20 protein-coding genes are annotated in these 20,849 nt (G+C 66.7%); 13 read left to right on the top strand and 7 right to left on the bottom strand.

Annotation, left to right across the window (positions count from 1 at the left end; translation table 11 throughout):
- The 3 genes from APY03_RS10865 to APY03_RS10875 form a co-directional block, all read left to right on the top strand.
- On the top strand, nucleotides 1-731 hold a 731-nt coding region (locus APY03_RS10865), incomplete at its 5' end, for a pirin family protein (RefSeq protein WP_232324225.1).
- A gap of 93 nt (nucleotides 732-824) precedes the next feature.
- A complete protein-coding gene (locus APY03_RS10870; protein WP_068676657.1) occupies nucleotides 825-1,895 on the top strand; it encodes a flavodoxin family protein in 1,071 nt (356 codons plus the stop codon).
- Between the two features lie 133 nt (nucleotides 1,896-2,028).
- Complete coding sequence (locus APY03_RS10875; RefSeq protein WP_083944275.1) at nucleotides 2,029-2,580, top strand: Spy/CpxP family protein refolding chaperone; 552 nt, start codon at nucleotides 2,029-2,031, stop codon at nucleotides 2,578-2,580.
- Nucleotides 2,581-2,645: 65 nt separating this feature from the next.
- On the opposite strand, the gene APY03_RS10880 is transcribed toward APY03_RS10875, so the two are convergent.
- Complete coding sequence (locus tag APY03_RS10880; RefSeq protein WP_068676718.1) at nucleotides 2,646-3,077, bottom strand: serine/threonine protein kinase; 432 nt, start codon at nucleotides 3,075-3,077, stop codon at nucleotides 2,646-2,648.
- Between the two features lie 256 nt (nucleotides 3,078-3,333).
- Here APY03_RS10880 and APY03_RS10885 point away from each other — a divergent pair, with 256 nt between their 5' ends.
- Genes APY03_RS10885 through APY03_RS10905 form a run of 5 tightly spaced genes read left to right on the top strand, consistent with a single transcriptional unit; the run spans nucleotide 3,334 to nucleotide 9,200 of the window.
- On the top strand, nucleotides 3,334-4,062 hold the full coding sequence (locus APY03_RS10885; protein WP_068676720.1) for an endonuclease/exonuclease/phosphatase family protein: 729 nt from the start codon (nucleotides 3,334-3,336) through the stop codon (nucleotides 4,060-4,062).
- A 20-nt stretch (nucleotides 4,063-4,082) separates the two neighbouring features.
- On the top strand, nucleotides 4,083-5,309 hold the full coding sequence (gene clsB, locus APY03_RS10890) for a cardiolipin synthase ClsB (protein ID WP_068676659.1): 1,227 nt from the start codon (nucleotides 4,083-4,085) through the stop codon (nucleotides 5,307-5,309).
- Nucleotides 5,309-6,307 (top strand): lysylphosphatidylglycerol synthase domain-containing protein, encoded by a 999-nt coding sequence (locus APY03_RS10895; protein WP_102905225.1) that lies wholly within the window; start codon nucleotides 5,309-5,311, stop codon nucleotides 6,305-6,307. The genes clsB and APY03_RS10895 overlap by 1 nt, the downstream gene beginning before the upstream one ends.
- Before the next feature lie 37 nt (nucleotides 6,308-6,344).
- A complete protein-coding gene (locus tag APY03_RS10900; RefSeq protein WP_068676663.1) occupies nucleotides 6,345-7,619 on the top strand; it encodes a putative DNA modification/repair radical SAM protein in 1,275 nt (424 codons plus the stop codon).
- A 42-nt stretch (nucleotides 7,620-7,661) separates the two neighbouring features.
- Entirely contained in the window at nucleotides 7,662-9,200 is a 1,539-nt protein-coding gene (locus tag APY03_RS10905) for a UdgX family uracil-DNA binding protein (protein ID WP_068676665.1), read from the top strand.
- On the opposite strand, the gene APY03_RS10910 is transcribed toward APY03_RS10905, so the two are convergent.
- A complete protein-coding gene (locus APY03_RS10910; protein WP_068676667.1) occupies nucleotides 9,188-9,760 on the bottom strand; it encodes an acyloxyacyl hydrolase in 573 nt (190 codons plus the stop codon). The genes APY03_RS10905 and APY03_RS10910 overlap by 13 nt on opposite strands.
- A gap of 178 nt (nucleotides 9,761-9,938) precedes the next feature.
- Between APY03_RS10910 and APY03_RS10915 the strand changes: the two genes are divergently transcribed.
- Nucleotides 9,939-10,439, top strand: a complete 501-nt coding sequence (locus tag APY03_RS10915; protein ID WP_068676722.1) for a polyhydroxyalkanoate granule-associated phasin — start codon at nucleotides 9,939-9,941, stop codon at nucleotides 10,437-10,439.
- 24 nt (nucleotides 10,440-10,463) lie between these two features.
- Here the strand turns inward: APY03_RS10915 and APY03_RS10920 are convergent, their stop codons facing one another.
- The 5 genes from APY03_RS10920 to dnaA all read right to left on the bottom strand — a co-directional run bounded on the left by APY03_RS10920 (nucleotide 10,464) and on the right by dnaA (nucleotide 17,930).
- A complete protein-coding gene (locus APY03_RS10920) occupies nucleotides 10,464-11,654 on the bottom strand; it encodes a metallophosphoesterase (RefSeq protein WP_083944276.1) in 1,191 nt (396 codons plus the stop codon).
- 182 nt (nucleotides 11,655-11,836) lie between these two features.
- Nucleotides 11,837-12,337: a hypothetical protein gene (locus APY03_RS10925; RefSeq protein WP_068676669.1), complete on the bottom strand. Its 501-nt coding sequence runs from the start codon at nucleotides 12,335-12,337 to the stop codon at nucleotides 11,837-11,839.
- A gap of 118 nt (nucleotides 12,338-12,455) precedes the next feature.
- The gene (gyrB, locus tag APY03_RS10930) at nucleotides 12,456-15,077 is read right to left on the bottom strand and encodes a DNA topoisomerase (ATP-hydrolyzing) subunit B (RefSeq protein WP_068676671.1); all 2,622 of its coding nucleotides are present in this window, start codon (nucleotides 15,075-15,077) and stop codon (nucleotides 12,456-12,458) included.
- Between the two features lie 97 nt (nucleotides 15,078-15,174).
- The gene (dnaN, locus tag APY03_RS10935) at nucleotides 15,175-16,281 is read right to left on the bottom strand and encodes a DNA polymerase III subunit beta (RefSeq protein ID WP_068676673.1); all 1,107 of its coding nucleotides are present in this window, start codon (nucleotides 16,279-16,281) and stop codon (nucleotides 15,175-15,177) included.
- Nucleotides 16,282-16,550: 269 nt separating this feature from the next.
- Nucleotides 16,551-17,930, bottom strand: a complete 1,380-nt coding sequence (gene dnaA, locus APY03_RS10940) for a chromosomal replication initiator protein DnaA (protein WP_068676675.1) — start codon at nucleotides 17,928-17,930, stop codon at nucleotides 16,551-16,553.
- 295 nt (nucleotides 17,931-18,225) lie between these two features.
- Here dnaA and rpmH point away from each other — a divergent pair, with 295 nt between their 5' ends.
- The 4 genes from rpmH (at nucleotide 18,226) to yidC (ending at nucleotide 20,780) form a co-directional block, all read left to right on the top strand.
- Entirely contained in the window at nucleotides 18,226-18,360 is a 135-nt protein-coding gene (rpmH, locus tag APY03_RS10945) for a 50S ribosomal protein L34 (protein ID WP_007834827.1), read from the top strand.
- A gap of 70 nt (nucleotides 18,361-18,430) precedes the next feature.
- Nucleotides 18,431-18,820, top strand: coding sequence for a ribonuclease P protein component (locus tag APY03_RS10950; protein WP_068676677.1), 390 nt, complete (start codon nucleotides 18,431-18,433; stop codon nucleotides 18,818-18,820).
- Nucleotides 18,817-19,104 (top strand): membrane protein insertion efficiency factor YidD, encoded by a 288-nt coding sequence (gene yidD, locus APY03_RS10955; protein ID WP_068676679.1) that lies wholly within the window; start codon nucleotides 18,817-18,819, stop codon nucleotides 19,102-19,104. The genes APY03_RS10950 and yidD overlap by 4 nt, the downstream gene beginning before the upstream one ends.
- Complete coding sequence (gene yidC / locus APY03_RS10960) at nucleotides 19,101-20,780, top strand: membrane protein insertase YidC (protein ID WP_068676681.1); 1,680 nt, start codon at nucleotides 19,101-19,103, stop codon at nucleotides 20,778-20,780. Before yidD ends, yidC begins: the two co-directional genes overlap by 4 nt.
- Nucleotides 20,781-20,849: the final 69 nt, after the last annotated feature.

Here is a 20,849-nt window from a genome sequence, read left to right on the forward strand (position 1 = left end):
TCGACGCCTTCGGCAGCGACAACCCCGGCGACTACATCGGCGGTTTTCCCAGCCACCCGCACCGCGGCTTCGAAACCGTCACCTACATGATCGCGGGCCGCATGCGCCATCGCGACAGCGCCGGCCACGAGGGACTGCTGGCCAACGGCGGCGTGCAGTGGATGACCGCCGGCCGCGGCCTGGTGCACAGCGAGCTGCCCGAGCAGGAGGAAGGGCTGATGGAAGGCTTCCAGCTCTGGCTCAACCTGCCGGCCAAGGACAAGATGCGTGAGCCCTGGTACCGCGACATCCAGAGCGAGGAGATCCCGGAGCTCGTGACGCCGGCCGGCGTGCGCGTGCGCGTGATCGCGGGCGAGAGCCACGGCATCGCGGGCGCGGTACAGCGCGCGCACACCGAGCCGCTCTACATCGACCTCACGCTGCCGCCGGGCACCGAGTTCGCCCAGCCGCTGGCGCCGGACCGCAATGCACTGGTCTATGTGTTCCGCGAGTCGCTCTACATCGGGAGCAGCGAGATCCCGACCAAGCGCATGGCCATCCTCGCCAACGAAGCGGAAAGCGACGGCGTGCTGCTTCGCGCGCCGGCCTCCAACCACAGCCCGGCGCGGGCGTTGCTGATCGCGGGCAAGCCACTGCACGAGCCCATCGCGCAGTACGGTCCCTTCGTCATGAACACGCGCGAGCAGTTGACGCAGGCGATGCACGATTTCCAGAGCGGAAAGCTCGGCTGATCGCGCCAGGGCAAGCCGTGTAGTCATGCACCTACGGCAGCTCGCGTGCGCCGGGGTGCTCCGCCCGCGCCGGGCGCTGCGTAGATTGAGACGATGACCGAAGTCCGCAAAGGCCAGGCGCCACCGCCCATCGAGCGCACCGAGTTCCACGATCGCTTCATGCAGACCTACCGCGATCCGGCGTTCCAGGCCGAGTCGGAGGCGCTGGCGCGCATCGAGGTCATCGCGTGGGAGGCCTACCAGCAGGGCCGCAAGGCCCCGGTGACGCGCAAGGCCGGCCCCGGCCATGCAGACCCCGACTACGAGCTTTCCATCGAGTGGCTCGAAGCGAAGGAGCGCATCGAACGCGCGCAGGCGGCCTGGTCCGGTCCGGGGACGAAGTCGCGTGTGCTGCTGATCAACGGCTCGCCGCGCAACGACGGCACCTGCCCCGGCGAGATGTCGAAGACCTTCCGTCTGCTTGAACTGGCCCGTGAGGTGCTCGACGCACAGCAGTTCGACTGCGACGTACTGGATCTCAGCCGGCTGACGTCCGACTACGGCCGGCACATCCATCCGTGCAAGGGCTGCGTCTCCACCGCGATGCCGCTGTGCCACTGGCCCTGCAGCTGCTACCCGAACCATTCGCTGCGGCAGACCGGCGACTGGATGAACGAGATCTACGAACGCTGGGTCGCGGCCCACGGCGTCATACTCTTCACGCCGACGCATTGGTACCAGGCCACCAGCCCCCTCAAGCTGATGGCCGACCGCCTGGTCTGCGCCGATGGCGGCAACCCCGACCCTACGTCCACCCATGGCAAGAAGGCCGAAGAGGCCAAGGCCATCGAGCTCAAGGGCTGGGGCTATCCCAAGCACCTGGCTGGCCGCGCCTACGGCCTGGTGGTGCATGGCGACGTGGCCGGGGTCGCGAGCCTGCGGCGCAACCTCAGCGACTGGCTGGACTGGATGGGCCTGATCGACGCCGGGACGCAGGCGCGGCTGGACCGCTTCGTCGGCTACTACGAACCCTACGCCACCAGCCACGACGCGCTCGACCGCGACACCGGCCTGCAGGAAGAGGTGCGCAACGTCGCGCGCGCAGTCGCCCGTGCCGTGGCCGCGCTGCGCGACGGGCGGCTGCAACCACCGGACGCCGGCCTCGAGCCCCCGCGGCCCAAGTAGGCCCGGGGCGAAACGCACCGATATCTTTCTTTACATCGCCCTCACCCCGGCGCGACGGGGGCGATACAGGGCGCTTCCACACTTGCCTCACCTGCCGCGGTATCGGCAGGCTTCTTCGAAAGGAAGCACTCTCATGATCTCGTCTCGTCACACAAAGCTCATGGCCGGCCTGATCGCCTCGGCCGCCTTCGCCTGCAGCACCAGCTTCGCGCAGGGCTCCCCGGCCTCGACGGCCGCTCCCACCACGAGCGCACAGGCCGCCCCGGCCGACGCCAAGACGTCGCGCGCCCACGCGGACCGCACCCAGCGCTTCGAGCGCATGCAGGCCAAGCGCACGCAAAGGCTGGGTGAGCTCAAGCAGAAGCTGCGTCTCGATGCCAGCCAGGAAGGCGCCTGGAACAGCTTCACCGCCGCGCAGCAGCGCCCGGCCCGCCCGGCAGGACAGCCCCGGATGGACCGCGCCGAGTTCGCGAAACTGACGACGCCGCAGCGCCTGGAGCACATGCAGGCGCGCCAGGCCGAGCGCAGCGCGCGCTTCGCACAACGCATCGAGGCCACGCGCAGCTTCTACGCAACCCTGTCGCCGGAGCAGCAAAAGACCTTCGATGCCGAAACCATGCACGCCGGGCATCGCGGCGGCCATGGCCACCGGCACCACGGCCCGCGCGAAGGCGCAAAGAGCTGAGCTCGGCACGCGCCCAACGAAAAAGCCCGCAGCGCTGCGGGCTTTTTTCGTGATCGACCTGGCGCTTACTGCGGCGTGCCGGTCCTGTCGGTCGGGTTGGTCGGCACTTCCGGCCGCTCGCCCCTTTCGCCGAAACGCGGCTTCACCTTGCGGGCATCCGCGCTCACGTCGGCACGCGTCATCGCGCCGGTGGGCCTGGGCATGGCGTTGGGCTGGCTGTTCACCGTGGTTGTCGCCTCGCCCTTGGGCACCGGGTTGTTGATGTTGTTACGGTTGTGGGCGCGCGCCTCGGCCCTCACCGCCTCGCGCGAGGCCGGCGCGCTGCCATCCGGCCGCTGGGTGGCGTTGGCCACGCCGCCCGGCACGCTCTTGGTGCTGGCTTGGCCGCCCTTGGCCGGGTCGGGCTGGGCGGGAACCGTGGTGGTCTGCGCGAAACCGGCGCCCGCCAGGCCCATCAGGCCGGTGAGCACCGTGCTGGCAATCAACGCTCTCTTCATGGTGATGTCCCCTTTCATAGGTCTAAGAACTGGAGCCCGTTGCGCGAACTCTGAGTTCAAAGTAGGCGGCCGTCGCGAGCCCCGATGTGGGGATCGGGCAGCCCCGCCTGTAGGAGCCTGCCGCCGCACGGCGCAGGCCGGCGAAGGAGGTGGCAAGCTCCTACAGCAAGGCCACACGCCTCGGCTTACAACTGTGCCTGTGAAGCCCTCCACCCCCGCTGCTGGCACGGCGACCACGCCCACTTCGCTCAAGGTCATGACGGTGAACACCCACAAGGGTTTCACTGCGCTCAATCGCCGGTTCATCCTGCCCGAGCTGCGCGAAGCCGTGCGCACCGTCGGCGCCGACGTGGTGTTCCTGCAGGAGGTGCTGGGCACCCATTCGCGCCACTCGCGCAAGATCGACAACTGGCCGGAGGCGCCGCACTACGAATTCCTGGCCGACACCATGTGGCCGCAGTTCGCCTACGGGCGCAACGCGGTCTATCCCCGCGGTCATCACGGAAACGCGGTGCTCTCGAAGTTTCCGATCGTCCACTTCAAGAACCACGACGTGTCGATCGTCGGACCCGAGAAGCGCGGGCTGCTGCACTGCGTGCTGCGGCTGCCTGGCCGCACGGTCGATGTGCACGCGATCTGCGCCCACCTGGGCCTGGCCGAGAACCACCGGATCCAGCAGCTCGAGCTGCTCTGCCACATCGTTCGCGACGAGGTGCCGCGCGACGCGCCGCTGATCGTGGCCGGCGACTTCAACGACTGGCGTGGCCGCGCGCACGGCATCCTCGAACAGGGCGCGTCGCTGCGAGAGGTCTTCGTGCACGCCCACGGCAGCGCCGCGAAGACCTTTCCCTCGCGCTTCCCGCTGCTGCCGCTGGACCGCATCTATGTGCGCAACGCGGGCGTGCACGCGCCGGTGGTGCTGCCGCGCAAGCCGTGGTCGCATCTCTCCGATCATGCGCCGCTGGTGGCGGAGATCGAGCTCTGAGCGCGAACGGGAGTCCTTCCATGGCCCAGCGCTGGACAAGCGGCAACCGCGTCGAGGTGCTCGAGAACGGCGAGCAGTTCTTTCCCCGCGTCTTCGAGGCCATCCGCAACGCCACGCGCGAGGTGATCGTAGAGACCTTCATCCTGTTCGAGGACAAGGTCGGCCTCGCGCTGCGCGAAGCCTTGCGAGAGGCAGCGCTGCGCGGCGTGAAGGTGGACCTGATGATCGACGGCTTCGGCTCGCCCGACTTGTCCGACGCGTTCATCCAGGGGCTCACCGCCGCGGGAGCTCGGGTGCGTGTGTTCGACCCGGGGCGCCGCTTCCTCGGCCAACGTCTCAACCTCTTTCGCCGCATGCACCGCAAGATCACGGTGATCGACGGGCGGCTGGCCTTCGTGGGCGGCATCAACTTCTCCGCCGACCACCTGATGGATTTCGGCCCCAAGGCCAAGCAGGACTACGCGGTCGAGCTCGAGGGGCCGATCGTCTCCGAGATCCACCGCTTCGTGCTTCACGCGATCGCCGTCGGCAACAAGGGCGCCAGCTGGTTCCGGCGCAGGCTCAGGGCGGCGCCTGCGCCGGCCAACGCGTCGGCCGGCGAGGCCGAGGTGCAGTTCGTCACGCGCGACAACCGCCGCCACACCAACGACATCGAGCGCCACTATCTCGCCGCCATCCGCAGTGCGCGCCAGCGAATCGTGATCGCCAACGCCTACTTCTTCCCGGGTTACCGCCTCATCAAGGCACTGCGCCGCGCAGCGCGGCGCGGCGTGGAGGTGAACCTGATCCTGCAGGGCGAGCCCGACATGCAGATCGTCAAGGTGGCGGCCAGCATGCTCTACCACCACCTGCTGCACGCCGGCGTGCATATCCACGAGTACTGCCAGCGACCGCTGCACGGCAAGGTCGCGCTGGTGGACGATCGCTGGAGCACCATCGGCTCCAGCAACCTCGACCCGCTGAGCCTGTCGCTCAACCTCGAAGCCAACGTGATCGTGCGCGACGCGGCTTTCGCCAGTCAACTCGGAGAAAAGCTGGAAGCCCTGATGCGGCATCACTGCAAGAAGGTCGACGCGGCCGAGCTCAGCGAATGGAGCGCCTGGCGGCTGGTGCGCAGCTTCTTCGTCTTCCACCTGCTGCGCTGGTATCCCTCGTGGGTCGGCTGGCTGCCGCGCCATGCGCCGCGCCTCCACCCACTGCCTGGCCAGGGCCCGCATGGCGGCGCGGCGCGAACGGACAACGCATGATGAGCGGCAGCGCGCGTCCCTCCTTGCCCGGCGCGCCGGGGCATGCGACTACGCGCGCGTGGTGGCACTGGCTCAAGCGAATCGCGACCTGGACCTTCTTCGGCCTGGTGGCCTGGCTGCTGGTCCACCAGGCACGCACCATCGACTGGGTCGAGGTGCTGCAGGCGGTGCGCGAGATCCCGCTGCCCGCGCTGCTGACCGCCCTGCTGCTGGCCGCGTGCAGCTTCGCGCTGTACAGCACCTACGACCTGCTGGGCCGGCACATGACGGGCCATGCCCTGGGCGCGCGCACGGTCATGGGCATCACCTTCATCAGCTATGCCTTCAATCTCAACCTCGGATCGCTGATCGGCGGCGTCGCCTTCCGCTTTCGTCTTTATTCGCGCCACGGCCTGAACAACGTCACCATCACGCGCGTGCTCGGCTTCAGCATGCTGACCAACTGGTTCGGCTACCTGGTGGTGGCGGGCGTCGCCTTCTTCTTCTGGCCGATGGCACTGCCGCCCGACTGGAAGATCGAGGCGGGTGGGCTGCGCGTCCTCGGCGCCACGCTGCTGGTGCTGGCGCTTGCCTATCTGATCCTGTGCGCGGTGGCGCGGGAGCACATCTGGAACGTCCGCGGGCATGAACTGCAGACCCCTGCGCTCGGCATGGCGCTGCTGCAGCTCGTGATGTCGTGCACCAACTGGGCGCTGATCGGCGGCGTGATCTGGTTCCTGCTCCAGCAGCAGCTGCCCTATCCGCAAGTGCTGGCGGTGCTGCTGGTCGCCGCAGTGGCCGGCGTGATCACGCATGTGCCCGCGGGCCTCGGCGTGCTGGAGGCGGTGTTCGTCGCGCTGCTGTCGCACCAGGTGCCGACCGACCGCCTGCTCGGCGCGCTGCTGGCCTATCGGGCGATCTACTACCTGCTCCCGCTTTGCATCGCCTCTGTCGCGTATTTCCTGACCGAGGTGCGCGCGCGGCAGCGCCGGCGCGCGGCCGACATCGGCCGACCCTGATGCATGTGGGGACGTACGGCAGCTGTATATTCATACAGTGGACGTCCAGCAAAAGCTTTCCATCCTCGCCGACGCTGCCAAGTACGACGCCTCGTGCGCTTCCAGCGGCGGCGCGCGCCGCGACTCGGTCGGCGGCCGTGGCATCGGCTCCACCGATGGCCAGGGCATCTGCCACAGCTTCACGCCGGACGGGCGCTGTGTCTCGCTGCTCAAGGTGTTGCTCACCAACTACTGCGGCTATGACTGCCTCTATTGCGTCAACCGCGTCAGCAGCAACGTGCCTCGCGCGCGCTTCACGGTCGACGAGGTCGTGGCGCTGACGCTGGACTTCTATCGCCGCAACTGCATCGAGGGGCTGTTCCTGAGCTCGGGGATCATCCGCAGCCCCGACTACACCATGGAGCAGGTGGTCGAGGTCGCGCGCGTGCTGCGCGAAACGCATGACTTTCGCGGCTACATCCACCTGAAGACCATCCCCGACGCGGCCCCCGAGCTGCTGCAGCGGGCCGGCCTGTACGCCGACCGCCTGAGCATCAACATCGAGCTGCCGACGGTGCAAGGGCTGGCCGCGCTCGCGCCCGAAAAGAACTCCCATGCCATCCGCCGCTCGATGGCGCGGCTGCGAACGCAGATCGACGAGTCCCGCGCCGAATCGCTCGAGGCAGCATCTGCCAAGCCCGTGTCCATGCCCGGTGTGCCGCCCCGGCGCAGCGCGCCCGCACCGTTCGCGCCCGCCGGGCAGAGCACGCAGATGATCGTCGGCGCGGATGCCACCGACGACCGCGCGATCCTGGCGACCAGTGCCGGGCTGTACGGCGCCTATGGACTGCGCCGCGTGTACTACTCGGCCTTCAGCCCCATCCCCGACGCCTCGCCTTCGCTGCCGCTGCAGGCGCCGCCTCTGGCGCGCGAGCACCGCCTCTACCAGGCCGACTGGCTGATGCGCTACTACGGCTTCTCGCACGAGGAGATCGTCCCCGCCTCGCACGGCATGCTCCGGCTCGACCTCGATCCCAAGCTCGCCTGGGCGCTTGCGCATCGCGAACGCTTTCCCGTGGACCTGAACCGCGCGCCACGCGAGATGCTGCTGCGCGTGCCGGGGCTGGGCGTGAAGGCCGTCGAGCGGCTGCTGGCCGCGCGGCGCGTGCGACGGCTGCGCAGCGAGGACCTGCGCCGGTTGCGCGTCTCGCTGGCGACGGTGATGCTGTTCGTCGTCACCGAGGATCATCGGCCCGGCCGCCATCTCGACGCCGTAGACATCGCCGCGCGCTTCAAGCCTGCGCCGGTTCAGGCCTCGCTGTTTTCCGGCTGAAGGCCTACAACACGGCTGCACGCTCGTTTCCTACCGTGCGACATGGCGCATCACCTCGTCACGCTGGCCAGCGAGACCGATTGGCCCGGCTTCCGCCGAGAGGCCCGCAGCCTGCTGGCCCGGCTCGTGCCTCCGGAGCACGTGAACTGGTGCACTCGCGAGGGAAGCACCCGCGAGCTCTTCGGCGAGGTGGTGCTCAAAGAGCACGGCGAGGACACCAGCGGCGGCGCACTTGTGGTGCCCGCATCCTTTGTCTCGCTGTGCGAATCCGTGATCCTGCATGTCGATCCGGCACGCTTCGCGCTGCTCTACCGGTTGCTGTGGCGCCTGGTGCACGAGCCCGGCCTGCGCCACGACCCGCTGGATGCGGAACGCTTGCGCGCTCGCCGCATGGCACAGGCGGTGCGCAGGGACATGCACCGCATGAAGGCGTTCATTCGATTCCGCACCGTCGAGGAGCCGGAGGCGGACGCCCCGCTGCACGTGGCCTGGTTCGAGCCCGAGCACCACATCGTGGAGGCGGTCGCGCCCTTCTTCGTGCAACGTTTCACCGGGATGCGCTGGGCCATCCTCACGCCCGAGTGCAGCCTGCGCTGGGACGGTGAAGCGCTCGAATACGGCCCAGGCACTTCGCGCGATCGGGCACCGCCACCGGACGCTGGCGAGCACCTGTGGCTCACCTACTACCGCCATGTCTTCAATCCGGCGCGCCTGAAGCTTGCCACCATGCAAAAGCACATGCCGCGCAGCTACTGGCACAACCTGCCCGAAGCCCCACTCATCGGCGCATTGGCAGGCGAAGCGGCATCGCGCAGCGAGCGCATGATCGAAGCCGCGCCGACCACGCCCATGCGCCGCATTCCGGCCGCCGCACGCGGCAGCAGATCGACGGAGGCTGACATGCCCGATCACACCAATCACCCCGATTCCGCCGTCTACCCCGACCCGCCCGAATTGCCCGACAACCCCCAGCAGGCATTGGAAGTGCTGAGCCAGGCGACGGACCGCTGCCGCGCGTGCCCCATCGGCGAACACGCCACCCAATCGGTGTTCGGCGAAGGTCCGGCCGCTGCCGCGGTGATGGTTGTCGGCGAGCAGCCGGGCGATCAGGAAGACCTGCAAGGCCGCCCCTTCGTGGGGCCGGCCGGCCGGCTGTTCGACAAAGCCGTGGCGGACCTGGGCTGGTCGCGCGACCGGCTGTACGTGACCAACGCCGTGAAGCACTTCAAGTTCGAGTTGCGCGGCAAACGCCGCATGCACAAGACACCGGCGCAGCGCGAGGTCGCCATCTGCCTGCACTGGCTCGAAGGCGAGATCGCCCAGGTGCGCCCGCATGCCTTCATCGCGCTCGGCGCCACCGCCGCGCGCGCCCTGCTCGGGCGACCGGTGCCGGTGATGCGCGAGCGCGGCCAATGGCACACCGATGCGCGCGGCCTGCCAGTGCTGGTCACGCTGCATCCATCGGCGCTGCTGAGGGGCGATCCGGAGCAGCGCGACTCCGCCTATGCCCAGTGGCTGCAGGACCTTGCTGTTGCAGACGAGTACCTCGACCCGCGCAAGCGCCGCACTCAGAAGCGGTAGAGGTAGCGCACCTTGTAGAAATCCTCGCCGGGGTTGGGCTTGCGGATTCCGGCATTGGAGAAGTGCTGGACACGCAGCGAAAGCTCGTGCTCCCCGCGCGCGCCGAAACTCCGCCCGACCGCCAACTGCTCGGTGAACTGGAAGCGGGTGCTGAAGCTGCGATCCGGCGTCTGGTAGCGGTCGTTCATCATGGTGGCCCCGATGCCGGCCTCGAGGAACCACGGCGAGGCTCCCTCCGCGAAGCGAAAGCGCCACACCGCGATCGCGCCCAGTTGAGAGTAGTTGTGATGGCCGTCCCCACCGGCCCTTGGCGCACGCCACTGGCTGAGAAACAAGTCCGCATAGCTCGTTACCTGAGTGCCCCAGAAGAGGTCCTGCCCGCCCCAGGGCAGGACTGCACCGATCGTCAGCGATCGGGTGCTGGTGCCGTTGTGCGGCGCACGGCCGGCATCGAAGTAGAAGGCGGGCGCGCGATCCTCGAAGGCGGACGCGGCGACGGAAAGCGACAAGAGACCGGCACACAGCAGAACCTTGGCGCAGGACGTGTTTTTATTGGGCATTCCAACGGCCTGGGAAGAAACGGAAACGGAAACGGCGCCTACCACCGACACCTTACAGGGGGCGGACGTGGCCAGGTCGCCGCGACAAATGAGACGAAATCTTCGCCGAAAATTTACCGCGATGCCACGGGCTCCGTCGATGGGCCTATAGTGGGTTTCAGCTTATCGTATGACGTTCATGTCCACAGCCTTCTCCCCCTCCTCCCGGTTCTTCAACCCGTTCATGCTATGGGCGGATGTGGCATTCAAGACCCAGGAGATGCTGCTGTACTCCAGCTCCGTGATCCGGCTGCGCACCGAGCGCATGGCCAGGGCCGGCCTCGCGCCCAGCGGTGCGGACCTGGCCGAGATGCAGCTCATGGGCCATGAGAAGCTGGCGGCGGCTACCGAGTCGGGCGCCGCGATTGCCAACCAGCTGCACAGCACCCAGTTCGCCCTCTTCAACCGCGCCGTGCGGCAATGGCTGGGCGGCGCCGTCGCGATGGCTTCGCTGGCCACCAGCACCACGCCGGCGCAGATCTCCACCCACGGCCGGGCGCTCGTCGGCGCAGCCACGCGCTCGGCCGCCACGCTGAGCCAGCTGTCGAGCGCCGGCGCGCGCATCGCGCAGCGCGGACTCAAGCCGATCCACGCCAAGGCGAGCGCCAACGCGCACCGGCTGGCGAGCCCACAGGCCTGAACGCGCCCCCGCGACTCGCATTCGTCAGGGCCGCTCAGGTACCAGCCTCAGCAGCGTGATTTCGGAGGGCGCGCCGAAGCGCTTGGGCGGACCCCAGTAGCCGGTACCGCGGCTGGTGTAGATCCACATCTCGCGCAGCCGGTGGAGCCCTGCGGTGAAGGGCTGCTGCAGCGGCACGAACAGGTTCCACGGGAAGAACTGGCCCCCGTGCGTGTGCCCCGAGAGCTGCAGCTGGTAGCCCGCGTCGGCGGCGGCTGGCGCGCTGCGCGGCTGGTGAGCGAGCAGCAGCCGGATGCGCACCAGCGGGGGCGCATCGTGCAGGGCGCGCAAGGGATCGCTGGCATGGGCGGCATCGAAATGCGCGGCGGTGTAATCGGTCACGCCGGCCACCAGCAAAGCGCTGTCGAACGCCTCCTCGTCGGTCTGCGCACCCTTCACGTTGCGCGTTTGCAGCACCACGTGTTCGTTGAGCAGCACGCGCAGGCCCAGGCGGCGCAGCTCGTCGATCCACGCGTGGGCGCCCGCGTAGTACTCGTGGTTGCCGGTCACCACGAACGTGCCGTGGCGCGCGCGCAGGTCGGCCAGCGGCGCCACATGCTCGCGCAGCTCGGCCACGGTGCCATCAACCAGGTCGCCGGTGATCGCGACCATGTCGGCGCCGAGCCGGTTGACGGCATCGACGATGCGCTGGAGGTAGCCGCGCCGGATGGTCGTCCCGACATGGATGTCGCTGAGCTGGGCGATGGTGAAGCCCTCGAGGCCCGCCGGCAGGTCACGGATCGGCACTTCCACGCGCACCACGCTGGCGGTGCGCCGGGCGTTGAAGAAGCCGATCAGCGAGACCAGCGTCGCCATGAAGGGCACCGCCGCAGCACTCCAGGCCTGCGAGCGGGGGCTGTCGAAGGCCCACCCACCCAGGACGGCAACGATCCAGCCCAGCAGCAGGCCGAGGTCGCGAACCAGGGTCAGGACGAACATCGAGGAGAACCAGCCCATGCTGAGCAGGCCGAGCCATTTCCAGCCGTCCGACAAGGGCGCGCGCCTGCCGATGCCGCGGGCACCGACGAAGGGCAGCGGCATGGTGGCGGCAGACAGCACCAGCAGTGCCAGCAGCAGCGGCCAGGCGCCGGTGAGCAGGGCCAGTGCAGGCAGCAGCCGCAGGCCGATATAGGCATGCAGCAGTGTGACGAGGAGGGTGATTGGGCGAAGCGGCATCGAGGCCTTGCACGGTACCAGCAGGACGCAAGGAGCGCATGTGGGCGCTGCCCCTGCCACATTCAAGGCGCGTGCCAGCAAGCAATGAAGCGGCGGCGAAGCGATCGCTCCACGCCCGAACCATGGCCGGCCAGTCCTGGGTGAAACTGAACTTCAGGCGGCACCCTGCCGCCGGCGCTGCATCAGTCGCTGCTGCTGCGCGCCGCGGCCTGCTGCTCCGCCATGCGCGGACCACCGGCGTTCGCGAAATCGACATTGGAAGGCCAGACGAACACGGCCCGCGACGCGACACCGTTGAACACCGTCAGGGGTTGCCGCAGGGTGACCCCGCCCAGGGTGGCGTCGACCTCGTAGGCGCCGGGATCGAGCCGCGCCAGCATGAAAGGTGCCCCCGCGACTGCCTGCATGACCGGGCGGCCGGTATAGCGCTCGCGCACCACCACCGTCACGTCGTCCGGCACGTCGCCCGGCTTCGCTCGGCTGACCGAGAACTCCAGCGTGGCCGCCCAGCGCGGCGACACCATGCGCATGAACGCCGCCTCGGCGCTGCTCTTGCCGCCGCACATGTACTCGATGCCTTGGGTCATCAGGATCGGCGGGTTCGACGGCAGTGCCTGCGCCGAAGTCCACGCCCCCAGGAAGACCAATGCCGCCAGGGGCCACCCGAACCGGTTCGGTTTCATCGCTTCTGTCCTCGCTCCAAAAAACGGCGTCCAATCCGCCGAAATTCTTGCTTAGCAAAAGTCGGGCTAGGTATAGCGTTTACGCGAAGTTCGGCGCCGGCTGGGCCCGAATGGTCTCCTACACGTCGATATTCGAGGCCCTCAGCGCGTTCTGCTCGATGAACTCCCGCCGCGGCTCGACCTCGTCGCCCATCAGCATCGTGAACACGCGGTCGGCCTCGATCGCATCGTCGATCTGCACTCTGAGCAGGCGACGCACGCTGGGATCCATGGTGGTTTCCCACAGCTGCGCGGGGTTCATCTCGCCCAGGCCCTTGTAGCGCTGGCGCGAGGTGGCGTTCTCGGCCTGGCCGATCAGCCAGCGCATGGCCTCGCGGAAATCGCCGACCTTCTCTTCCTTGGCCTTCTCGCCCTCACCGCGGCGAACGACGGCGCCCTCGCCGAGCAGGTCGCGGAAGGTCTTGGCGGCCTCGGCCAGCGCGGCGTAGTCGGCGCCATGCACGAAGTCTTGCGTGATCACGCTGCTCTTGATGTTGCCGTGGTGGCGCCGGCTGATGCGCAGGAGCGGCTTGTCGGTGCGCGCATCGAACTCGCTGGCCACCTCGGCCGGCACGCCGGTGGCGCTGAGTTCGCGCAGCTTCGCCTGCAGCGCGACCGCCGAGGCCTCTGCAGCAGGAGTGGTGTCCAGGTCGAGCGAGACGCCGTCCGCGATGGCACGCAGCGCCTCGGCATCGAGGAAGTTGCCCAGGCGCGCGATCACCGCCTCGGCCAGCTGATGCTTGCGGGCGAGCTCGGCCAGGGTCTCGCCGCCGAGTGTCGTCGGCTTGTCGCCGCCCGTCTGGATGCTGGCGTCCTTGAGGGCGACCTTCAGCAGGAAGGCGTCGAGCGCCGGCCCGTCCTTGAGGTACTGCTCCTCCTTGCCGACCTTCACCTTGTAGAGCGGCGGCTGGGCGATGTAGATGTGGCCGCGTTCGACCAGCTCGGGCATCTGGCGATAGAAGAACGTCAGCAGCAGCGTGCGGATGTGGGCACCGTCGACGTCCGCGTCGGTCATGATGATGATGCGGTGGTAGCGCAGCTTGGCGACGTTGAAGTCGTCGGCCCCGCCGCCCGCAGTGGTCGCACCCGCGCGGCCGATGCCGGTGCCCAGTGCCGTGATCATGGTCAGGATCTCGTTGCTGGTCAGCAGCTTCTCGTAGCGCGCCTTCTCGACGTTGAGGATCTTCCCGCGCAGCGGCAGGATGGCCTGGAACTTCCGGTCTCGTCCCTGCTTGGCCGAGCCGCCGGCGGAGTCGCCCTCGACCAGGTAGACCTCGCACAGGGCCGGGTCCTTCTCCTGGCAGTCGGCCAGCTTGCCCGGCAGGCCCATGCCGTCGAGCACGCCCTTGCGGCGCGTCATCTCGCGCGCCTTGCGGGCCGCCTCGCGCGCACGCGCGGCCTCGACGATCTTGCCGCAGATGATCTTGGCGTCGTTGGGGCGTTCCTGCAGGTAGTCGCCGAGCAGCCGCCCGACGATGTCCTCCACCGGCGCACGCACCTCGCTGGAAACCAGCTTGTCCTTGGTCTGGCTGGAGAACTTCGGCTCGGGCACCTTCACGCTGAGCACGCAGCACAGGCCCTCGCGCATGTCGTCGCCGGTGACCTCGACCTTGGCCTTCTTGGCGAGCTCGTTTTCCTCGATGTATTTGTTGATCACCCGCGTCATCGCGGCGCGCAGGCCGGTGAGGTGGGTGCCACCATCACGCTGCGGGATGTTGTTGGTGAAGCACAGCACCTGCTCGTTGTAGCCGCTGTTCCACTGCATCGCGACCTCGACGCCGATGTGCGTGCCGGGGATGCCACCGTAGGTATCGGCCGGCCGCTCTCCGGCCGCGTAGAACACGTTGGGGTGCAGGATCGTCTTGCCCTTGTTGATGAACTCGACGAAACCCTTGACGCCGCCGGCCCCGGAGAAGTCGTCCTCCTTGCCGGTGCGCTCATCGAGCAGCCGGATGCGCACGCCGTTGTTGAGGAAGCTCAGCTCGCGCAGCCGCTTGCTGAGGATCTCGTAGTGGAAGTCGGCGTTCTCCTTGAAGATCTCGGTGTCGGGCAGGAAGTGCACCTCGGTGCCGCGCTTCTCCGTATCGCCTGTGATCTTCATCGGCGACACCTCGACGCCGTTCACCGCCTCGACGATGCGGTTTTGCACGAAGCCCCTGCTGAACTCGAGCACGTGAACCTTGCCGTCGCGCCGCACAGTGAGTCGCAGCATCTTGCTCAGCGCATTCACGCAGCTCACGCCCACGCCGTGCAGGCCGCCCGAGACCTTGTAGCTGTTCTGGTTGAACTTGCCGCCGGCGTGCAGCTCGGTCAGCGCGATCTCGGCGGCCGAGCGCTTGGGCTCGTGCTTGTCGTCCATCTTGACGCCGGTCGGGATGCCGCGGCCGTTGTCCACCACCGAGATCGAGTTGTCGGTGTGGATGGTGACGATGATGTCGTCGCAATAGCCCGCCAGCGCCTCGTCGATGGAGTTGTCGACCACCTCGAAGACCAGGTGATGCAGCCCGGTGCCGTCCGAGGTATCTCCGATGTACATGCCAGGGCGCTTGCGCACCGCCTCCAGGCCCTCGAGGATCGTGATGGAGCCTTCGCCGTAGGTGTCAGCGGCGGGGGGTGTCACTTCGATCGGAATGGCGCTCTCGATCTCGGGGGTGTAGACGGGCTCGGTGTGCGGCACGTCCGGCTTGTTGTCTTCGCTCATCAGGATCTTTCTCTCTCGGAACCGGGTTTATTCGTCTCTTCAAAGACCAAGCCCGCGGAATGCCGCGGGCGATCTCGTCACTCCCTGCCAAATGCCGTCAGATGCGCATCGGCATGACGACGTACTTGAACGAAGCGTTCTCGGGAATCGTCATCAGCACCGAGCTGTTGGAATCGGCGAGGTCCAGCTTCACCATGTCCTGGCCCATGTTGGCCAGCGCGTCGATCAGGTAGCTCACGTTGAAGCCGATCTCGATGGCGTCGCCGCCGTAGTCGATGTCGAGTTCGTCCTGGGCTTCTTCCTGCTCGGCGTTGTTGGAGGCGATTCGCAAAGTGCCGGGCTCGATGTTGAGGCGCACGCCCTTGAACTTCTCGCTGGTCAGGATCGCGGTGCGCTGCAGGCTGGCCAGCAGCGTCGCGCGGCCCAGCGTTACAGAGTTCTTGTGGTTCTTGGGAATCACCCGGTTGTAGTCCGGGAACTTGCCTTCCACGAGCTTGGTGACGAATTCCATGCCCTCGAAGGCGAACTTGGCCTGGTTGTTGGCGAACTGCATCTCGATCGCGCCCTCGGCATCCGACAGCAGGCGCTGCATTTCCAGCACCGTCTTGCGCGGCAGGATGACTTCCTGGCGCGGTACTTCGACGTCGAGCATGGCGGAGGCGAAGGCCAGGCGATGGCCGTCGGTGGCCACCAGGCTCAGCTGCTTGCCTTCCGCCACGAACAGGATGCCGTTCAGGTAGTAGCGGATGTCGTGCACCGCCATCGCGAAGGACACCTGGCTCAGCAGGTCCTTCAGGGTCTTCTGCGGCACGCTGAACACGGGGCCGAAGTTGGCTGACTCCTGCACCAGCGGGAAGTCCTCGGCTGGCAGCGACTGCAGCGTGAACCGGCTCTTGCCGCCCTTGAGCACCAGCTTGCTGGCGCTCGACTCCAGGCTTACGGTCTGGTCGGCCGGCATGGTGCGCAGGATGTCGATCAGCTTGCGAGCGCCGACGGTGGTGGTGAAGTTGCCGTCGTCACCGCCGAGCTCCGCATGGGTGCGGATCTGGATCTCAAGGTCGCTGGTCGTCAGCTGCAGGCGGGGGCCGGTCTTGCGAATCAGCACGTTGGCAAGGATCGGAAGCGTGTGCCGTCGTTCCACGATGCCCGCCACCGACTGCAGGGCGGCGAGGACTTTATCTTGTGTAGCCTTCAAAACGATCATGACTTACCTCTTCCTTTATTTCTTTAATTCAAATTAGTAGTAGTAGATAAGGGACGGGCCCCGCTGTGGACAGGGCGATTTTCCGCTTTGCCGACAGCCACTTGCCGTCGCCGGCAGCCTGTGTGCAGGCATGCTTCCGTGGTGTCGCGCCAAGGCGCACAACTTCCGGTTGCGCGACTCGCCTGTGGACAACAGCCTGCTTGTGCCGGAACTTTCCCCAGAGTTGTCCTTTGACAGGCCTCGATGAATCTGCGATGACAAGGCATGCATCAGCCCTTGAGGGTTTGTTCCAGCACGTGCAGTTGCTGGTTGAGCTCGGTGAGCTGTTGGCGCTCGCCGGAGATCTTGCGCACGGCGTGCAGCACCGTCGTGTGGTCGCGGCCGCCGAACAGTTCGCCAATCTCGGGCAGGCTTTTCTGAGTCAGCTCCTTGGCCAGGTACATTGCGATCTGGCGCGGACGGGCGATCGAGGCCGGCCGCTTCTTCGAGTACATGTCAGCGACCTTGATCTTGTAGTAGTCGGCCACGGTCTTCTGGATGTTCTCGACCGAGATCTGCCGGTTCTGGATCGACAGCAGGTCGCGCAGCGCCTCGCGCGCCAGGGCGATCGAGATTTCCTTCTGGTTGAAGCGCGAGTAGGCGAGGATCTTGCGCAGCGCGCCTTCGAGCTCACGCACGTTGGAGCGCACGTTCTTGGCCACGAAGAAAGCCACTTCCTCGGGCATCTCGGCGTTCTCGGCGCGCGCCTTGTTGATCAGGATTGCCACGCGCATCTCGAGCTCGGGCGGCTCGATCGCCACCGTGAGCCCGGAATCGAAGCGCGAGACTAGCCGTTCGTGGATGTCTGACAGCCCCTTCGGGTAGGTGTCGCTGGTCATGACGATGTGCGACTTCTTGGCAAGCAGGGCCTCGAAGGCATTGAAGAATTCTTCCTGCGTCCGGTCCTTGTTGGCGAAGAACTGGACGTCGTCGATCAGCAGCAGGTCGAGCGAGTGATAGCGCTCCTTGAACTCATCGAATGTCTTGCGCTGATACGCCTTGACCACATCCGATACGAATTGCTCGGCGTGGATGTAGAGAACTTTGGCGTCGGGGCGGTCGGAGAGCAGGCGGTTGCCCACCGCATGCATCAAGTGGGTCTTGCCCAGGCCGACGCCGCCGTAGATGAAGAGCGGATTGTAGAGATGCCCCGGCATGCCGGCCACGTGCATGGCGGCGGCGCGCGCCATCCGGTTGGCCGTGCCCTCGACCAGCGTGTCGAAAGTCAGGCCCGAGTTGAGCCTGTTCTTGAAGGCGCCGCCGGACGGATCCTCCCCGGGGCCGGCCACGTCGCGCGGCACATCGGTCTCGAAGGTCACGGCCATCGACACAGGCCGGGCAACGATTTCCCTGGGAGCAAGCGCTAACTCGATGATCACCGGCTGACCGTAGAGCTTCTCGGCCATGGCTGCAATCTTGCCTGCGTACTGAGCCCGGATCCAGTCCAGCTTGAAGCGGTTGGCGACGAAGACGGTGACGCGCGAAAGATCGTCCGCGACCCTGGCGGTCAGCGGCTTGATCCAGGTGTTGAACTGTTGTTCCGACAGTTCCTGCGCGAGCTGGTCGACGCAGGCCTGCCAGAGGCTGTCGCCAATGCCTTCACTCGGCATGGGGGGTCTGAAGGGTGAAGGATCCCTCTGTCATTTTGTCGTTCTGCTTGTGGATAGTCGCCCCTGGGACGGGCCGACGATTCTAACTTGTCAAAGCCTTATCCACATGGTTTTCTAAGGGGGTGGATCTGCTCTCGGATGCCTGTCGATTGTTGCGGGACCGAATGTTTGCGATAATCGCGGGTTTCCCTGAAAGCCTCCTTGTGTGTTTCGGGGTATTCAGCCGGTATTCCGCCAATTGGCAGCAGCACCCGGGCCGACGAGCGTGCCGTCCGGGTTCATCAGGAAATCAATCATGAAACGCACCTACCAAGCATCCAAAGTCCGCCGCGCCCGTACCCACGGTTTCCTGGTCCGCATGAAGACCCGCGGCGGCCGGGCCGTGATCAACGCACGCCGCGCCAAGGGCCGCAAGCGCCTCGCCGTCTAAGGCACCGTCGGCTCTGTTGCCAGTCGTACCGCCGCCGCCATCGTCTGTCGGCGCACTGCGGTTGGCTTCCATGCAGCGGCTCAAGACCCGCGCGCAATTCCAGGCCGTCCTCGCAGGTGCTACCGTGGCGCGCACCACCCATTTCGCATTGCACCGTTGCGCGCTCGACGTGCAGCATGGACCCACGCCGCTGTTCGCCACGCAGGACGTGTGGGTCGGCGCGATGGTGCCCAAGCGCTGGGCGCGTCGTGCCGTCACGCGCAACGCGATCAAGCGCCAGATCTATCGCATGAGCACAGCTGCGGGGAGTTCCCTGCCGACCGCTGCGCACGTGGTGCGCCTGCGCGCGGGCTTCGACCGCAAGGAATTCCGAAGCGCGAGTTCCGACACGCTCAACGCCGCCGTTCGTGCCGAGCTCCAGCAGTTGCTGGAGCGGGCCGCTTCCGTGCGCGCACCATGAAAGCCCTGCTGATCGGCCTGGTGAAGGGCTATCGCCTGCTGCTGAGCCCCTGGCTCGGCCAATCCTGCCGGTTCGAGCCCACCTGCTCCGCCTACGCCATCGAGGCGCTCGAGCGCCATGGCGCAGCGGCCGGCAGTTATCTCACCCTGCGCCGCCTCGCCCGCTGCCAGCCGTGGTGCCAGGGCGGCCACGATCCAGTCCCCCCAAGGAAGGAGCCCGGTGCCCGCGGTTCGCGCGCGCTGTTCTCCTCCCTCTTCTCCGACGACAAGAAGTCTTCTTCATGAACGATATTCGCCGCACCATCCTGTGGGTGGTTTTTGGTTTCTCGCTGGTGCTGCTGTGGGACCAATGGCAGGTCTTCAACGGCCGCAATCCCACCTTCCTGCCGTCGACCAAGCCGCCCGCGAGCGCGACGGCGCCTGCAGCCGCGCCACCCGGTGCAGCCTCCTCGAGCGCGGTGCCGCAGGCCGCAAACACGACCCCGGCCGGCGCGAGCGGCGCCGCGACCGTACCCGATGGCAAGACGACGGCGCCCACCGCGAGTGAGCGTGTGGTCGTCACCACCGATGTGCTCAAGCTGACCTTCGACACCGAGGGCGGCTCGCTGGTGCAAAGCGAATTCATCCAGCATGACGACCTGACGGAAAAGGACAAGCCCTTCGTCCTGCTCGACCAGAGCCCCAACCGCTACTACGTGGCCCAGACCGGCCTGATCGGCGGAAGCTTCCCGACGCACAAGACGCCGATGAGCGTCAGCGGCGAGCGCACGCTCAAGGACGGAGCCAACGAACTGGTGCTGCGCTTCGAATCGGCCGATCTGGGTGGCGTCAAGCTGGTCAAGACCTGGACGCTCAAGCGCGGCGGCTACGACATGCGCGTGCGCCACGAGATCGTCAACACTGGCACGGCGCCCGTGTCGCCGCAGGTCTATCTGCAGATCGTGCGCGACGGCAACAAGCCGCCTGGCGAATCCTCGTTCTACTCGACCTTCACGGGGCCGGCGGTTTATACCGAGGCCAAGAAGTACCAGAAGATCGAGTTCAAGGACATCGAGAACAACAAGGCCGACTTCGTCAAGGAAGCGACCAATGGCTATGTCGCGATGGTGCAGCACTACTTTGCGAGCGCCTGGTTGCTGAAGGACGGCGTCCCGCGAGACCTGTTCGCGCGCAAGGTCGACACCAACCTTTACGCGGTCGGCATGATTACGCCGGCGGGCCCGGTGGAACCCGGCGCATCCAAGGCGATCGATGCCGAGTTCTTCGTCGGTCCGCAGGCCGAGAAGACGCTGGAGGCCGTTGCGCCCGGGCTCGAGCTGGTCAAGGATTACGGCATCTTCACCATCATCTCCAAGCCGCTCTACTGGCTGCTCGACAAACTGCACACCATGCTGGGCAACTGGGGTTGGGCTATCGTCGCGCTGGTGGTGGTGCTGAAGGCTGCGTTCTACTGGCTCAACGCCAAGGCCTACGCCAGCATGGCGAAGATGAAGGCCATCAACCCCAAGGTGATGGAGATGCGCGAGCGGCTCAAGGACAAGCCGCAAGAAATGCAGCAGGAGATGATGCGCATCTACCGCGAGGAAAAAGTCAACCCGATGGGCGGCTGCTTCCCGATCCTGGTCCAGATCCCGGTGTTCATCGCGCTCTACTGGGTGCTGCTGTCCTCGGTCGAGATGCGCCATGCGCCCTGGATCGGGTGGATCAAGGACCTCTCGGCGCCGGACCCCTGGTTCATCCTGCCGATCGTGATGACGGCGACCTCGCTGTTCCAGACCTGGCTCAATCCCACGCCGCCGGATCCGATGCAGGCGAAGCTGATGTGGATCATGCCGCTGGCTTTCAGCGTGATGTTCATCTTCTTCCCGGCCGGCCTGGTGCTGTACTGGATCACGAACAACGTGCTGTCCATCGCGCAGCAGTGGTTCATCAACAAGCGTCTGGGCGTGCTCGGCAAATAGCGCGAGAGCGAAACGAACTCGAACAGGGGCCGCAGAATGCGGCCCTTCTCATTGAAGGATCACCCACTC

It is taken from the genome of Variovorax sp. WDL1, from assembly GCF_001541225.1.
Classification (GTDB): Bacteria; Pseudomonadota; Gammaproteobacteria; order Burkholderiales; family Burkholderiaceae_C; genus Variovorax.

What these genes read in the sequence shown, in the direction of transcription:
- APY03_RS10880 (WP_068676718.1), bottom strand. Translation starts at nt 3,077, where the DNA reads ATGAAGAGAGCGTTGATTGCCAGCACGGTGCTCACCGGCCTGATGGGC.
- dnaA (WP_068676675.1), bottom strand. Translation starts at nt 17,930, where the DNA reads ATGCCGAGTGAAGGCATTGGCGACAGCCTCTGGCAGGCCTGCGTCGAC.
- APY03_RS10910 (WP_068676667.1), bottom strand. Translation starts at nt 9,760, where the DNA reads ATGCCCAATAAAAACACGTCCTGCGCCAAGGTTCTGCTGTGTGCCGGT.
- APY03_RS10895 (WP_102905225.1), top strand. Translation starts at nt 5,309, where the DNA reads ATGAGCGGCAGCGCGCGTCCCTCCTTGCCCGGCGCGCCGGGGCATGCG.
- gyrB (WP_068676671.1), bottom strand. Translation starts at nt 15,077, where the DNA reads ATGAGCGAAGACAACAAGCCGGACGTGCCGCACACCGAGCCCGTCTAC.
- APY03_RS10875 (WP_083944275.1), top strand. Translation starts at nt 2,029, where the DNA reads ATGATCTCGTCTCGTCACACAAAGCTCATGGCCGGCCTGATCGCCTCG.
- APY03_RS10915 (WP_068676722.1), top strand. Translation starts at nt 9,939, where the DNA reads ATGTCCACAGCCTTCTCCCCCTCCTCCCGGTTCTTCAACCCGTTCATG.
- clsB (WP_068676659.1), top strand. Translation starts at nt 4,083, where the DNA reads ATGGCCCAGCGCTGGACAAGCGGCAACCGCGTCGAGGTGCTCGAGAAC.
- APY03_RS10905 (WP_068676665.1), top strand. Translation starts at nt 7,662, where the DNA reads ATGGCGCATCACCTCGTCACGCTGGCCAGCGAGACCGATTGGCCCGGC.
- APY03_RS10950 (WP_068676677.1), top strand. Translation starts at nt 18,431, where the DNA reads ATGCAGCGGCTCAAGACCCGCGCGCAATTCCAGGCCGTCCTCGCAGGT.
- APY03_RS10925 (WP_068676669.1), bottom strand. Translation starts at nt 12,337, where the DNA reads ATGAAACCGAACCGGTTCGGGTGGCCCCTGGCGGCATTGGTCTTCCTG.
- yidD (WP_068676679.1), top strand. Translation starts at nt 18,817, where the DNA reads ATGAAAGCCCTGCTGATCGGCCTGGTGAAGGGCTATCGCCTGCTGCTG.
- rpmH (WP_007834827.1), top strand. Translation starts at nt 18,226, where the DNA reads ATGAAACGCACCTACCAAGCATCCAAAGTCCGCCGCGCCCGTACCCAC.
- APY03_RS10885 (WP_068676720.1), top strand. Translation starts at nt 3,334, where the DNA reads ATGACGGTGAACACCCACAAGGGTTTCACTGCGCTCAATCGCCGGTTC.
- APY03_RS10870 (WP_068676657.1), top strand. Translation starts at nt 825, where the DNA reads ATGACCGAAGTCCGCAAAGGCCAGGCGCCACCGCCCATCGAGCGCACC.
- APY03_RS10920 (WP_083944276.1), bottom strand. Translation starts at nt 11,654, where the DNA reads ATGCCGCTTCGCCCAATCACCCTCCTCGTCACACTGCTGCATGCCTAT.
- dnaN (WP_068676673.1), bottom strand. Translation starts at nt 16,281, where the DNA reads ATGATCGTTTTGAAGGCTACACAAGATAAAGTCCTCGCCGCCCTGCAG.
- yidC (WP_068676681.1), top strand. Translation starts at nt 19,101, where the DNA reads ATGAACGATATTCGCCGCACCATCCTGTGGGTGGTTTTTGGTTTCTCG.